Raw genomic sequence first — 14,555 nt, forward strand, 5'->3', positions numbered from 1 at the left:
TTTCGTCATCACTATTCCCGAGCCTTGCAATCGAGTTTGGATCGTCAGGTGAAGGCAGGGTCTCTGCGTTCGTAGAGCGCTCCAGGCTTGGTCAGGACAACCCAGACAATCCGGGCCATTTTAGCGGCAAGTGCGACGTGAGCGCGACGAACACCCCACCTTTGCTTTTGTGATTGAGGCGGCGAGATAAGCTCCTTCATCGATAGGAGCGGAACGGGATGGTTGGAGATCGCGCTGATGCCATGCTTGAAGTCATGGATGAAGGCATGCATGAAGCCAGGCATGAGGGAAAATATCGTCGGATCGAGGTGATCACCGGTCGGCGGCAGCGGCGGAATTGGACTGACGAGGAGAAGGCGCGGATTCTTGCGGAGAGCGCCGAACCCGAGGTGAACATCTCGGCTCTTGCCCGGCGCTGGGGCGTCAACCGCGGTTTGCTGAACGTCTGGCGTCGGGAAGCCGGGTTGACCTCTCGTCGATCTGCCAAGGCCTGCGCACACCAGGCGGTGTTCGTTCCGGTGACGGTGGTTGGCGATCGAACGGATTACCAGGGCTCGCCGTCGGATGTCGCCCACGTCGCCGCCGGTCGAATTGAGATCGAGATTGCCGGCGCGCGCCTGACCGTGATCGGTTCGGTGGCGCCCGAGTTGGCGCAAGCGGTAGTAGCGGCGTTGCGAGGTCGCCGGTGATCGGTCTTTCGCCGAATGGCGTAAAGATCATGGTGGCGACGCAGCCTGTCGACTTCCGGCGCGGCATGAATGGCCTGGTGGCCTTGGTGGCGTCAGCGCTTGCGGCTGATCCTTATTGCGGTGACGTGTTCGTGTTCCGCGCCAAGCGTTGCGATCGCCTGCGCTGCATTTACTGGGACGGGTCAGGCATGATCCTAGCGACGAAGTGGTTGGAAGCGGGCAAGTTCGTTTGGCCGCCGGTCCGCGATGGCGCGATGCAGATGAGTAGCCAAGAGTTCTCGCGGCGATGTCACGTTGTTTGATCAAGGTCGGAACAAGGCGCTTGTGTGAGACGTCAGGCGGTTGCGCCGGTCACGGCTTTCCACTGCGCCATCGCGCGGATCCGATGGATGTGGATGGCGAGGGCTGAGTTTTTCTGGTGCGGGGGGACGAAGAGATTTCGGAGTGCCGAAAAGATCGATATGAACCGTTGCAAGCCGCCGACGGATCGAAATCCCTGCATCATCCGCTCCCGTTTTCGAAGCGGCACGTGAGAATTCTCGGCCCGATTGTTCAGGCCCTTGTGCGATCGATGTTCGACGGCGGGCATCACCTCCCGTCTTGCAGCACCATATGAGCGCAATTTGTCGGTGACGATCCGCTTCGGCGTCAGGCCTTGCTTCTTCAGCAGCCTGACCAGCAATCGCCTGGCGGCTTGGGTATCGCGGCGGGCTTGAACGATCTCGTCGAGAACGTAACCGTCTTGGTCAACGGCACGCCAGAGCCAATGTTTGCGGCCGCCGATGGAAATCACCACCTCGTCCAGATGCCAGATATCCTTTCGCGAAGGCCTCTTTCTGCACAACTGCCTGGCATAAGCCGTTCCGAATTTACGACCCCATCTCCGGATCGTCTCATGGGAGACGACGATACCGCGCTCCAGCAGCATCTCCTCGACCATCCTCAGGCTCAAAGGGAACCGAAAATACAGCCAGACCGCACGGGCGATGATCTGCGGTGGAAAGCGGTGGTTCTTGTAGCTTACGGCCGGACTGTTCATCCCAACCCATTACCAGACAACCGTTAAGCCGCTGACAACGTGACATCGCCGTACGGCCGCCTCGTCTATCAGGACGAATTCGGTCTTGCGGACCTGCCATTGCCGCGGCTTCCCGGCCGCCATCAATATGCCAACGCAGCGGCCGCAATCCGCGCCGTCAAGGCAGCGGGTTTCGTCGTCACTGAAGCGATGATGGAAAAGGCTATGAATTCCGTCGAATGGCCTGGCCGCCTCCAGCGGCTGACCGAAGGCAACCTGATCGCACACGCTCCGCCCGGTGCCGAGATATGGGTCGATGGGGGCCACAATCCCGGCGCCGGCGAAGTCATCGCGGAAGCGATGGCAAATTTCGAAGAGAAGCAGCCGCGTCCGCTCTACCTCATAACCGGCATGATCAATACCAAGGAGCCGATCGGCTATTTCAAGGCCTTCGTGGGCCTTGCGGAAAAGGTCTTCTGCGTGCCGATCCGCGGCAGCGACGCGATGATCGATCCTGTGGTTCTGTCAAATTCTGCCTATGATGCTGGCCTTGTCGCCGAGCCGATGTCCACAGTCGGTGAAGCGTTGGACGTGATCAAGGAGACCCTTGATCCGCAGGTTCCGCCGCCGCGAATCCTGATCGGCGGTTCTCTCTATCTCGTCGGCGATGTCCTTGCTGACAACGGAACGCCCCCCAAATGAAATAGCCCGGTCGAAGCCGGGCTATTTCATTCAGTATGCGATCAAAAATTAAGCTGCGTTCGAAATCCAGCTCGAAAGAGCGGTCTTCGGAGCAGCACCAACCTTGATATCGGCAACTTCACCAGCCTTGAAGATGGCAAGCGTCGGAATCGAGCGGACGCCGAACTGAGCTGCCAGTTCCGGGTTTTCATCAATATTGAGCTTGGCGACCTTAACCTTGCCGGCAAGTTCGATCGCAATTTCCTCAAGACTCAGAGCGATCATCTTGCACGGACCGCACCACTCAGCCCAAAAATCAACGACGACGGGTTCTGCAGATTCCAGAACTTCCGACTGGAAGTTGTTGATATCGACTTTCACGGTAGCCATAGGCTGCTCCTTTAGCGGAATTTACTGTTGATCCACATGTGATGGTGGACTGTCATGGAAGCGTTCCTGTCAAAGTCCAGACTGTCCCGGTGTCCATGCTTTGATTGAGCACCGAGATGGTGCCGTTGGCCGCTCCCCTTTGATTGGCGGGATCCGTCGTCTGTTGCACGGAGTTGGAGATCATTGCAGCAGCGACCGTACCTTTACCGATCTGGACTTGGATGTTCGCGTCACCCGCCGCGGTTCGTCCTTGCATGTCGACTCGGGCAACGCCCACGTTGTGCAATGTGCCAGCCCCACGTCCTAGATCGGCGAAAGTGATTTGTGCAATGACATCCGCACAGTCATTCTGCTGCTCCCCACGGTTCGGGGTAATTCTTCCCCGGATTGCGTTGTTGGTGTTCGTCTTGATCAACGGCATAATGAACTCCTCTCGTGCCTCCTGAAGGAGTTTCAAGATTCGTGCCAAGTCGGCCGATTGAGCTGACGAAACAATTATTCGCTGCTATCTCAAAGAGGTGGGCGGAAAATGCGGGATCGGGCGAAGAGGAATGCGTGTCGCGGAGCCGACAAAGGTGACGATGAATGTCGTAAGTTGGACGCTTGAAGATAGCTATAGATGTGAGCTTTCCCGGTTGCCGCGTTGAGTGGAAATTTTCTTGTTATTTGACAGAGCGTGACCGAAAAGCTTATAAAGCAGCTATATCCCCGTCATTGCCATCAGATAAAGGAAGGGCCGGCCCGATCGGCGCTCAGTGCGATGCCTCGACTCCGCGCTTTGCAAGCAAACATTTCAACGCTGGCGCCGCTGGTCGGCTATGCCTCCGAAGGTGCTGACAAGAGGCGGCGGGGTGATGTCACGTTGTCAGCGGCTTAGGACCGATCGACATTCAGGATTCCCAAATCGGTTGATCACTGATTCATAGGGTACCGTGTGAAGCACGGAGGCCTTGATGGGAGTGAAGCGATACGAGTTGAACGAGGCGCAATGGTCGAGAATTGCGCCTTTGTTGCCAGGCAAGGCCAGCGATCCAGGTCGGACGGGCGTAGATAACCGGTTGTTTGTGAACGGATGTTTGTGGGTGCTGCGCTCGGGTGCACACTGGCGGGACCTGCCGGAGCGCTACGGCAAGTGGAAGACGGTCCATCGCCGGTTCAGTCGCTGGTGCCATGCCGGCGTATGGGAACGGGTCTTTGATGCCCTCACTGCTGACCGGGACAATCAGTACTTAATGATCGACAGCACCATCGTGCGTGCCCATCAACAGGCGGCGAGCGGAAAAGGGGGGCCAAGGATCAGGCGCTGGGGCGTTCCAGAGGTGGACTGACACCAAGATCCATATGCTGGCCGATGCACTCGGGCGTCCCTTGCGCTTTATCGTGACGGCCGGCCAGGTCGGCGACATCACGCAAGCTCCCGCTCTTCTTCATGATCAGACAGGTCAGGCCGTTCTGGGCGATAAAGCCTATGACAGCAATGCCTTGCGGGCAACAATCGCGAAGATGGAGGCCGAAGCGGTCATACCCTCAAACCGTTCCCGAAAAGTCATCATTCCGCATGATCCGATCATCTACAAGCATCGCAATCGCATCGAAAGGTGCTTCAATCGCCTGAAACACTTCCGACGCTTTGCCACACGCTACGAACGTCGAACTATTCACTTCATAGGATTCATCCATCTCGCTGCGATCATGATCTGGATACCATGAATGTCGATCGGCCCTTAAGACTAGAGCGCGATGTGATCGCCCCCTAAGAGGCAAGACGCGATGATGCCCGTTCGCCGTTCCGATCGGCCCTCCATGCTGCGACAAGACAAGCCAGAACCGCTATGCTCCAATAGATGTTAGTGGAAGTTTCCACTGATGACCCGTATTGTCCGCCGCACCATGTCTGGTCACGGCATTAGGCGTCGACGGAGCAATGCAGCCGACAAGAAAAATGGTACTACTACGTAGATACAAAGAGCGCCGATATGCAGGCCGACATCGATCACCGGGCGGCCGAGCATTGTCGGACGGATGAGCTCGATCGAATGTGCCAGCGGCAAGAATCGTGTTACCTGTTGAAAAGCGCCAGGCAGTTGGTCGACTGGAAAGACAGCGCCGGACAGGAACAGCATCGGTGTGATGACGAGCGTCTGATAGAATATGAAATAGTCGTAACTGGGCGCAAGTGCCGTGACGACCATGGCTAGGCTCGCAAACGCTAGGCCGGTCAGGGCGATGATCGGCAGCGCATAGAGGAGGGACGACCATTCCGCGTAGCCCAGCATGGCGGCGACGATCCCAATTCCGGTACCCGCCAGAGACGCCTTGGTCGCTGCCCACGCCAATTCACCGACAACGATATCGCCGATCGTGACCTGTGTGTATAGGATTGCTTCCCAAGTGCCTTGAGAGCGCATGCGAGCGAAAGCCGCGTAAACCGTTTCGGAGGTCGACGCGCTCATCGCGCTTGTCGCAACCAGTCCGGCTGCCAGAAATGCAATGTACGATACGCCGTCAACGCGCCCAACCATCATTCCCAAGCCAGTGCCGAGGCCGAACAGGTAGATCAAGGGGTCGGCGAGGTTACCTAGGATCGACGCAAGCGCGACTTTTTTCCATGCCAGATAATTGCGGCGCCATACGGAAACCCAGTTCCACACGTTGGCGGGCAGAGCCGCCGCATAAAGCTTCCACATCGTTCAGTCCTTCAGCTCACGCCCGGTCAACCGTAAAAAGACGTCCTCAAGATTAGGCGCACGCTGTAGAATGCGCAGACCCGCGCGCCCGTCCAGTTGCACTCGCACCTGCTCTGGGTCGGGGGCATAACAGAAGAGGGTCTCGCCGCTCACCTCTATGTGCCGCGCGTATGAACTGACCAGCGCACTCAACTCATGGGGATTCCCACCGTAGACCTCAATTACCTGGCAACCGATCTGCTCGTCTATCAGCTCTTGAGGCCGGCCTTCGGCGATCTTTCGCCCTTCTTCGAGCACGCACAGCCGGTCGCACAACCGCTCGGCCTCTTCCATGATATGGGTGGTCAGGAGAATCGTCTTGCCGCGTGCCAACAGCGAGCGCAGCCGTTCCCAGATCAGGTGGCGCGCGTGCGGGTCGAGTCCAGTGGTCGGCTCATCCAATATCAAGAGCTGGGGGTCGTTGATGAGCGCACGCGCCAGTGTCAGGCGCCGCCTCATACCGCCGGATAGGTCCACGACACGGGCATCGGCTTTGCTCTCAAGGCGCGCAAACTCAAGGAGCGATGGGATGATCGCTTCGATTTCGTTCTTGCTCATCCGGAAGTATCGCCCGAAGACCAACAAGTTCTCGCGCACGGTGAATTCCAAGTCGAGGTTGTCGAACTGCGGAACTACGCCGATACCCATGCGAGCTAGGCGAGCCCGCGCAGGCACCGGCACCCCGAGCACAGTGATCTCACCCGTACTAGGGGTTGTCATGCCAAGGATCATACGCGTGATCGTGCTTTTCCCCGCGCCGTTCGGCCCTAACAGACCGAAGCACTCACCCGCCGCAACGGTGAACGAGAGTCCATCGACAACGGATCTGTCACCGTATGACTTTTTTACGTCGGCAAGATCGATTGCCACGGTTGACATGGAATCAGGTGTGGAAATCTTGACGCTGAAACCCGTGGGGCCCTCCCGCTCGAACGGACTCGGCTCAAGGCGGCACGAAACCTGTGGGCCCAACTCACGATTTAACAATTGACTTTCGCCTCCTTTTGCAAAACTCGCCGATCTACGGTATCTGGCTAATCACGCGACATCGGACGTGCCTTCGGATGCCGCCAACCTTGGGCTTTGCACCGCGATCTGCTTTCGACCGCTGTCCGGTACATTCGGAGCGAAACCGCGCGACAGCCAATCGCTGTTAGACAATGTACACAAGGCATAGGCTTTCAAAGGAAGTAAGAGAAAGAGGTTAATAGGTGTGTGCAGCGCGAAACCCAAAAATCTAAGTTGGCGAGCACGAAACGCTACAACACTGCAGCGTATCATGGTCATGGAGACAATCATCAAGACTGTCCAGCATGGCACTGTGGCTGACAGTATGAATTCCGCAAGTCCCGTCACTAGTGACACCGCGAGTAACAGCGGCCCGACATTCTGCCCGATCACGTCGAACGTGAGAAAGCGGTCAAGGCCTGGCAGTAGCTGGAGTGCTAGAAAGGTGTCCCGGAACGTGCTGCGTGCCCAACGCAGTTGTTGGCGCAGATACGATCCCAGCGTGTCCGGAACGACTGTTGCTACGACGGCGTCCGGAACATACTCGGTTCGGAAGCCTGCTTTCAGCATGAGAATCGTCAGATGGCGATCCTCACCGAAGTCACTTGGTCTGCCCCGAAACAGTTGCGTCTCGTACTGATCTAGCAGGGAAAGGAGCGCGGACCGCCGGTACATAGCACTTGGGCCGCAGCAACACATCACGGCACCGAAGCGTGCCTGTGCCGCGCGTTCTTCGTTGCAGGCAAGCCAATACTCCATATCGATCAATCGCGTCAGCCAAGTGTCACGCCGGTTGCTGGCGATCAACTGGCCCATCACCGCACCGACCCCCGGATTTTGCATCGTCAATGCGAGCTTGGTCACGACGTCGGACGCGACAGTGCTGTCTGAGTCCACATTTAGCACCAAATCTCCAGATGATTGGCGTATTGCGGCGATCTGCGCTTTGCGTTTTCCGACATTCTCCGGGAGCAGAATAAAGCTGAACCTCGGATCGCGCGCATAAGCATCATGTACACGCACGATTGCGTCGCGGTTCCTAGAACCGTCATCGACGACATAGACTCGCAGTTCTCCAGCATAATCCTGGTCTGCAATGGACGCGAGGCACGCCGAGAGGATGCGCGGGTCCTCGTTAAAGCAGGGGACGATAACATCAACGGCTGGCCGGGGGCCGGTCGCGACCGGTGGCGCCGAGATTGCTGATCCGTTTGCGGGGCGAGTATAAAGGACCTGCATGCTCTTGTAAGCGGTCGAGAGCAGGGCATAGAGCGAGATGGCGGCGATGCTGGCTGTGTCAAGCAGATACATGGGCTCTCGTCTGTTCTGTGATGCTGGGAAGTGCACGAATTCGAAAACCATGGCTGTGCAGCGCCGGGATGATACGTGAAAGCGCCAAAAGAGTTTGGTCACGCAGACCCGAAAGCCCAACCTCATCGGGAGGACAGCCGTCGTGCAAAAGCACGATTGCGCCAGGTCGAGCAGTAGAAAGTACTGCATCAACAATCGCGTCGACGCCCGGCCGAGACCAATCTCTCGGGTCTGACGACCACTGGACGGCCTCAAGTCCGGCGCTCGCTGATTTGGAAAGCACGTCCTCGGTCCAAGCCCCGTAAGGCGCTCGTATATGGCGGACCGCAGCCTCGGGACACGCCGAGAGAATGGCCTTATTTGCCTCAATTATCTCACGTTCTACTTCGTGAAGTCCGCATGTTGACAGGTCCGGATGAGTCATCGTGTGATTAGCAACCTCGTGACCTTCCGCCACGATCCGCCGGATGAGTTCCGGCTGCTCTTTCGCATACGCACCGATGACGAAGAACGTCGCCGGCACGCGGTGTTCAGCCAGGACATCCAATATCTGTGGCGTAGAAAATGGGTTAGGACCGTCGTCAAACGTTAAATAAACGCTGCGATCTTCGGTGCCGCCGGCGCTATTAACCGGCACTTCGCGCATATAGTCGAATTGTGTCATAGTACTGGTCCGTTGCGTTCTATCAACGTGCCGGACGGCCACTCGCTCATGGTGCGTCCGATCGGAATCACTAAGACGAGCAGGTCCTCGATGCGGGTGGGGGGGATGTCGGGACGAAAATCTGGAAGGGTCGACCGGACACTAACCCCAGTCAGCACGCTAACCATACCGGTTCGAGCATATTTTTCGACGTGGTTCCGCATGGCGTGCCGAACCGTACCGAAGGCGAAGGGGACGCCAAACTCCTGCAGCGTCGGAAACAATGCGCTGACCGAATGAGCGATGCCCATTCCCTCCAGATCCGGTCGCACCCCGTACAAACCCAATTCAGCCACGGGGAGATCAGTCTCACCAACCTTTATGAAACGGCGCAACAAGCCCATGTGACTTGCTATTCCGCGGGAGTCGTAGCCAATTGCACGTCGTTCCGGCCTCGCGCCGGCCCAACTTCGGCCGCCCTCGAATGGTTTCGCGTGGAACACTCCTGACGGCCCATAGGTTTTTTTGAAGAACTCAGAAAGTTCTGAGTGGTCTGACCGTTCCAACTCATTTTCCCAGTATAGTTTCCACTGTACATTCGAGGGCATGCAAGAACTCCAGCTTGTATTTTACCCAACACGATCAAAGCAGTGGTAGGATAAGCGCACGTTACGCCTGGTAAGCGGATTGTGACGCCGGTTGACGAGGTCCTCGAGCAGTACGAGCCAGATCAGGGATCATCGTGACTTCTTGTTTCCGCCGACGCCTTGATTTCGCTTGCGTTCGGGGTTTATAAGCACGCTGCAACATTAGTAAAATTGATTGTTTGAATGACAATCATCCACACTGCGGATCCATTACACATGCGTTTCAAAGGCCTTGATCTAAATCTCCTCGTTGCGCTCGACGCTCTGATGACCGAACGCAAGCTCACGGCCGCGGCACGCAGCATCAATCTCAGTCAGCCAGCTATGAGCGCGGCTATCGCCCGGTTACGCACCTATTTCGGCGATGACCTATTTATAATGCAAGGCCGCGAACTCATTCCAACACCGCGTGCGGAAGCGCTCGCCTCCGCGGTCCGGGACACCCTGCTGCAAATTCAGTTCTCGATTATTTCCTTGGAAACGTTCGACCCTGCCCAGTCGGAACGGCGTTTCAGGATCGTCCTTTCCGATTTCATGACACTCGTGTTCTTTGAGAAGGTCGTGCAGCGCGTCGCACGAGAAGCTCCCGCCGTCACCTTCGAGTTGGTTGCCCCTAATGACGAGCCTGCTGAGCTTCTCCGCCGCGGCGATGTCGATTTTCTAATCCTGCCGGATTTGTTCATGTTGAGTGCGCATCCCAGAGCGAAACTGTTATCCGACACACTCGTGTGCGTCGGCTGCCCTACCAATGAGCAGCTGTCACGGCAGCTTTCCGTCGAAACATATATGTCGATGGGGCATGTTTCACCCAACTTCGGGCGCACGGTGAAGCCCAGCATCGACGAGTGGTTACTGGTGGAGCACGGTCTCAAGAGGCGCATCGAACTCGTCGTGCCGGGCTTTACCTTAATCCCGCAGTTGCTATCACGCACCGACCGCATAGCGGTGTTGCCGTTGCGTCTTGCCAATCATTTCGCAAAAACGACACCCCTGCGGATCGTAGAACTTCCGGTGCCAGTTCCTCCAATCACCGAGGCTGTCCAATGGCCCACCCTCTACAACGGTGATCCAGCAAGCATCTGGATGCGGGAGTTACTGGTAGAGGAAGGGACCCGCATGGAATCCCAGTCGGAAAACTCTTAGACTTACAAAATGGAATCGCCTGCGTTGATGTGTGAACTGCATAGTGCCAGTGGGTGAAACAGCATGCATTTGAAAGGGAATGCCAAAACACTGCATTGCCTGCTCAGACACGCACCAGGATCGCGAAAACAGAGATGCTCGATGAGTTGCTGACTTCCTGAATTGAGCCAGGTAATCTAGACTAAATGTTCGCCTGGGACCGGGGTGACCCGTCTCACAATATGCATGTATCGAGGGTTGCGAGAGCGATCCTCTCGTAGAGCCTCATGCATAGGAGACGGGGGTGATGTCACGTTGTCAGCGGCTTAACGGTTGTCTGGTAATGGGTTGGGATGAACAGTCCGACCGTAAGCTACAAGAACCACCGCTTTCCACCGCAGATCATCGCGCGTGCGGTCTGGCTGTATTTTCGGTTCCCTTTGAGCCTGAGGATGGTCGATGAGATGCTGCTGGAGCGCGGTATCGTCGTCTCCCATGAGACGATCCGGAGATGGGGTCGCAAATTCGGAACGGCTTATGCCAGGCAGTTGTGCAGAAAGAGGCCTTCGCGAAAGGATATCTGGCATCTGGACGAGGTGGTGATTTCCATCGGCGGCCGCAAACATTGGCTCTGGCGTGCCGTTGACCAAGACGGTTACGTTCTCGACGAGATCGTTCAAGCCCGCCGCGATACCCAAGCCGCCAGGCGATTGCTGGTCAGGCTGCTGAAGAAGCAAGGCCTGACGCCGAAGCGGATCGTCACCGACAAATTGCGCTCATATGGTGCTGCAAGACGGGAGGTGATGCCCGCCGTCGAACATCGATCGCACAAGGGCCTGAACAACCGGGCCGAGAATTCTCACGTGCCGCTTCGAAAACGGGAGCGGATGATGCAGGGATTTCGATCCGTCGGCGGCTTGCAACGGTTCATATCGATCTTTTCGGCACTCCGAAATCTCTTCGTCCCCCCGCACCAGAAAAACTCAGCCCTCGCCATCCACATCCATCGGATCCGCGCAAGGGCGCAGTGGAAAGCCGTGACCGGCGCAACCGCCTGACGTCTCACACAAGCGCCTTGTTCCGACCTTGATCAAACAACGTGACATCGCCATCACAGCCGCTCCAAGATGGTCCCCAATGAACCTGCGACGGTCCCTGCGCGACCTGAAAATCGGCACTATCCCAGCAATTTCCTGAAATTGCGCATGAAGTGCCGGTCACTGTCTTAAATAATACCTGTCACATCCCCAACACTCTGACGCAATATCACCGCGATTGAAAGATGAAGCAGCTCACAACTCGACAAGCAGGCCGTCGAGATTTCAGTCCAACTGCCTCAACTGTCACACTCGGCCCATTGAGGCTTGGCCTAACGAATAGAATCTTCGAACTGCCATCTGAAAAACTGCATTTCATAAACGGAGGCGCCCCCCCGATCTGAGGCTAGCGCCCTAAGACCAGCACGAATTTGTTGCCGTTCTGACTCGGACAACCAACTCATGACACCGTCGTCACCTTTGTCGGGTCTTTGACAACGCTGTATTTCCTTAAGCGGCGCCCTTTTGCCGTCTAAATCGCTGGAATAGCAGCAGATATTTTTTGCCCACCTCAATTTAGCTGTCTGGCACGACTCTTGAAACACTTCATGCGAGGCGGCGGAAGCTGCCGACGGCATCCACGTCGCGGGACAACCGCGTTGGTTCAAACAAGTGAAGGAAAGAACATGGCAGCTCTGCGTCAGATCGCATTCTATGGGAAGGGTGGCATTGGCAAGTCCACCACATCCCAAAATACGCTCGCCGCTCTTGTTGACCTCGGGCAGAGGATTCTTATCGTTGGCTGCGACCCCAAGGCCGACTCCACCCGACTTATCCTGAACTCGAAGGCGCAGGACACGGTGCTGGATCTTGCGGCAAAGGAAGGTTCGGTGGAAGACCTCGAGGTCGAAGACGTGCTCAAGGTTGGCTACAGAGGTATCAAATGCGTGGAGTCTGGCGGTCCCGAGCCAGGCGTCGGCTGCGCCGGACGCGGCGTCATCACCTCGATCAACTTTCTAGAAGAGAACGGCGCCTACGACAATGTCGACTACGTCTCCTACGACGTTCTCGGCGACGTGGTGTGCGGCGGCTTCGCGATGCCGATTCGCGAAAACAAGGCCCAGGAAATTTACATCGTCATGTCCGGTGAGATGATGGCACTCTACGCCGCCAACAACATCGCCAGGGGTATTCTGAAATATGCCAGCGCCGGCAGCGTGCGTTTGGGCGGGCTGATTTGTAACGAGCGTCAAACCGACCGCGAGCTCGACCTCGCCGAAGCTCTGGCTGCTAAGCTTAATTCCAAGCTCATTCACTTTGTGCCGCGCGATAACATCGTCCAGCACGCTGAGCTCAGGAAGATGACAGTGATCCAATATGCGCCGGAATCTCAGCAGGCAGCGGAATATCGCGCGCTGGCTGAAAAGATCCACGCAAATTCGGGCCAGGGCACCGTCCCGACGCCCATCACCATGGAGGAACTGGAGGACATGCTGCTCGACTTCGGCATCATGAAGACCGACGAGCAGATGCTTGCCGAGCTTCATGCCAAGGAAGCGAAGGCGGCAGCCGTCCACTAACAGGCATGCCGACAAGAATGGCGCGCAGCTTTATGCAGCGCGCCATTCCACGCACCAATGCCTCGTTGATGAGGCTTCATCCGAACCTTTAAAAAAGGGGACAGGCCCAATGAGCCTCGACTACGAGAATAACAGTGATTTCCACGCGAAGCTAATCGAGGACGTACTATCGCAGTATCCCGACAAGGCGGCGAAGCGCCGCAGTAAGCACCTCGGTGTCGCAACGGGCGGAGAGGGATCCAGCGAGGGCGCGAACGCGGTTTCCGAATGCGACGTGAAGTCGAACATTAAGTCCGTTCCAGGCGTGATGACGATCCGCGGCTGCGCCTATGCCGGCTCAAAAGGCGTCGTTTGGGGACCGATTAAGGATATGGTTCACATCTCGCATGGGCCGGTCGGTTGCGGCCAATATTCCTGGTCACAGCGCCGCAACTACTACGTCGGCCTGACGGGCGTCGACACTTTCGTGACAATGCAGTTCACCTCAGACTTCCAAGAGAAGGACATCGTTTTCGGTGGCGACAAAAAGCTGGAGAAGGTCATCGATGAGATCGAGGAACTGTTTCCGCTTAATAACGGCGTCACCTTGCAGTCGGAATGCCCAATCGGCCTGATTGGCGACGACATCGAGGCTGTCTCGCGAAAGAAAGCAAAGGAGCACAACAAAACCATTGTGCCCGTGCGCTGTGAGGGCTTCCGCGGTGTGTCGCAATCGCTCGGCCATCACATCGCCAACGATGCGATCCGCGATTGGGTCTTCGACAAGAAGCACGTGGAATTCGAGTCCAGTCCCTTCGACGTTAATGTGATAGGTGATTACAACATCGGCGGCGATGCATGGGCCTCCCGCATTCTGCTCGAGGAGGTCGGGCTGCGTGTGGTCGGCAATTGGTCCGGGGATGCCACGCTGGCCGAAGTCGAGCGCGCACCGAAGGCCAAGCTCAACCTCATTCACTGCTACCGGTCGATGAATTACATCTCTCGGCACATGGAGGAAAAATACGGCATCCCCTGGATGGAGTATAATTTTTTCGGTCCGTCCCAGATCGAAGCCTCTTTGCGCAGCATCGCCAAGCATTTTGGGCCGGAGATCGAGGATCGGACTGAGAAGGTCATCGCCAAGTACCAGCCCTTCGTCCAGGCTGTGACGGAGAAGTACCAGCCGCGCTTGGATGGCAAAAGGGTGATGCTTTACGTCGGCGGATTGCGCCCCCGTCACGTCATCACTGCCTATGAGGACCTCGGCATGGAGATCGTCGGCACCGGCTACGAATTCGGCCACGGCGACGACTATCAGCGCACCGGTCACTATGTCAAAAAGGGCACGCTGATCTACGACGATGTGACCGGTTACGAACTGGAGAAGTTCATCGAGGGGATTCGCCCCGACCTCGTCGGTTCAGGCATCAAGGAGAAATACCCGGTACAGAAGATGGGCATTCCGTTCCGTCAGATGCACTCCTGGGATTATTCCGGCCCTTATCACGGCTATGACGGCTTCGCCATCTTCGCCCGTGACATGGATCTCGCCATCAACAATCCGGTCTGGGGTCTCTACGACGCGCCTTGGAAAAAAACGGCGGCGCCTGCAACGGCAGTTGCAGCCGAATGAGAGCCCGGTCTCTCGCGGCAAACCGTCGCGGGAGACTTGAAAAATCTCGAAGGTTTCTCTCTCGCCGCAAGTCGCGGCCAGATTTAAAGAG

General features: G+C 56.9%; 11 protein-coding genes and 5 pseudogenes. 8 read left to right on the forward strand and 8 right to left on the reverse strand.

What is annotated here, in order from left to right:
- Positions 1-218: 218 nt before the first annotated feature.
- Both tnpA and tnpB read left to right on the forward strand, forming a co-directional pair.
- A complete protein-coding gene (gene tnpA / locus N2599_RS35345) occupies positions 219-689 on the forward strand; it encodes an IS66-like element accessory protein TnpA (protein ID WP_027513752.1) in 471 nt (156 codons plus the stop codon).
- Positions 686-970, forward strand: a pseudogene (tnpB, locus tag N2599_RS35350) (IS66 family insertion sequence element accessory protein TnpB); the annotation flags it as partial. The gene tnpA and the pseudogene tnpB, both read left to right, overlap by 4 nt.
- A gap of 53 nt (positions 971-1,023) precedes the next feature.
- Here the strand turns inward: tnpB and N2599_RS35355 are convergent.
- A pseudogene (locus tag N2599_RS35355) lies at positions 1,024-1,774 on the reverse strand (IS6 family transposase).
- A gap of 5 nt (positions 1,775-1,779) precedes the next feature.
- Between N2599_RS35355 and N2599_RS35360 the strand changes: the two are divergent.
- A pseudogene (locus tag N2599_RS35360) lies at positions 1,780-2,409 on the forward strand (folylpolyglutamate synthase/dihydrofolate synthase family protein); the annotation flags it as partial.
- 48 nt (positions 2,410-2,457) lie between these two features.
- Here N2599_RS35360 and trxA read toward each other — a convergent pair.
- Entirely contained in the window at positions 2,458-2,778 is a 321-nt protein-coding gene (trxA, locus tag N2599_RS35365) for a thioredoxin (RefSeq protein WP_132568927.1), read from the reverse strand.
- Positions 2,779-2,830: 52 nt separating this feature from the next.
- Positions 2,831-3,199, reverse strand: a complete 369-nt coding sequence (locus N2599_RS35370; RefSeq protein WP_027513883.1) for a hypothetical protein — start codon at positions 3,197-3,199, stop codon at positions 2,831-2,833.
- A 532-nt stretch (positions 3,200-3,731) separates the two neighbouring features.
- Between N2599_RS35370 and N2599_RS35375 the strand changes: the two are divergent.
- A pseudogene (locus N2599_RS35375) lies at positions 3,732-4,488 on the forward strand (IS5 family transposase).
- A gap of 188 nt (positions 4,489-4,676) precedes the next feature.
- On the opposite strand, the gene N2599_RS35380 reads toward N2599_RS35375, so the two are convergent.
- The 5 genes from N2599_RS35380 to N2599_RS35400 form a co-directional block, all read right to left on the reverse strand.
- Positions 4,677-5,465, reverse strand: a complete 789-nt coding sequence (locus N2599_RS35380) for a nodulation factor ABC transporter permease subunit NodJ (protein WP_027513881.1) — start codon at positions 5,463-5,465, stop codon at positions 4,677-4,679.
- A 3-nt stretch (positions 5,466-5,468) separates the two neighbouring features.
- Positions 5,469-6,476, reverse strand: coding sequence for a nodulation factor ABC transporter ATP-binding protein NodI (gene nodI, locus N2599_RS35385; protein ID WP_027513880.1), 1,008 nt, complete (start codon positions 6,474-6,476; stop codon positions 5,469-5,471).
- A 66-nt stretch (positions 6,477-6,542) separates the two neighbouring features.
- A complete protein-coding gene (nodC, locus tag N2599_RS35390; protein ID WP_027513879.1) occupies positions 6,543-7,823 on the reverse strand; it encodes a chitooligosaccharide synthase NodC in 1,281 nt (426 codons plus the stop codon).
- Entirely contained in the window at positions 7,810-8,487 is a 678-nt protein-coding gene (gene nodB / locus N2599_RS35395; protein WP_132568926.1) for a chitooligosaccharide deacetylase NodB, read from the reverse strand. The genes nodC and nodB overlap by 14 nt, the downstream gene beginning before the upstream one ends.
- Positions 8,484-9,074, reverse strand: coding sequence for a NodA family N-acyltransferase (locus N2599_RS35400; protein WP_027513944.1), 591 nt, complete (start codon positions 9,072-9,074; stop codon positions 8,484-8,486). The genes nodB and N2599_RS35400 overlap by 4 nt, the downstream gene beginning before the upstream one ends.
- 255 nt (positions 9,075-9,329) lie before the next feature.
- On the opposite strand from N2599_RS35400, the gene N2599_RS35405 reads away from it, so the two are divergent.
- The 4 genes and pseudogenes from N2599_RS35405 to nifD all read left to right on the forward strand — a co-directional run bounded on the left by N2599_RS35405 (position 9,330) and on the right by nifD (position 14,464).
- The gene (locus tag N2599_RS35405) at positions 9,330-10,256 is read left to right on the forward strand and encodes a LysR family transcriptional regulator (RefSeq protein ID WP_027513943.1); all 927 of its coding nucleotides are present in this window, start codon (positions 9,330-9,332) and stop codon (positions 10,254-10,256) included.
- Between the two features lie 286 nt (positions 10,257-10,542).
- Positions 10,543-11,293: pseudogene (locus N2599_RS35410) on the forward strand (IS6 family transposase).
- Positions 11,294-11,958: 665 nt separating this feature from the next.
- Entirely contained in the window at positions 11,959-12,852 is an 894-nt protein-coding gene (nifH, locus tag N2599_RS35415; RefSeq protein ID WP_027513822.1) for a nitrogenase iron protein, read from the forward strand.
- Between the two features lie 109 nt (positions 12,853-12,961).
- Positions 12,962-14,464: a nitrogenase molybdenum-iron protein alpha chain gene (gene nifD / locus N2599_RS35420; protein WP_027513823.1), complete on the forward strand. Its 1,503-nt coding sequence runs from the start codon at positions 12,962-12,964 to the stop codon at positions 14,462-14,464.
- Positions 14,465-14,555: the final 91 nt, after the last annotated feature.

The sequence above is a fragment of the Rhizobium sullae genome, assembly GCF_025200715.1.
GTDB classification, from domain to species: Bacteria; Pseudomonadota; Alphaproteobacteria; order Rhizobiales; family Rhizobiaceae; genus Rhizobium; species Rhizobium sullae.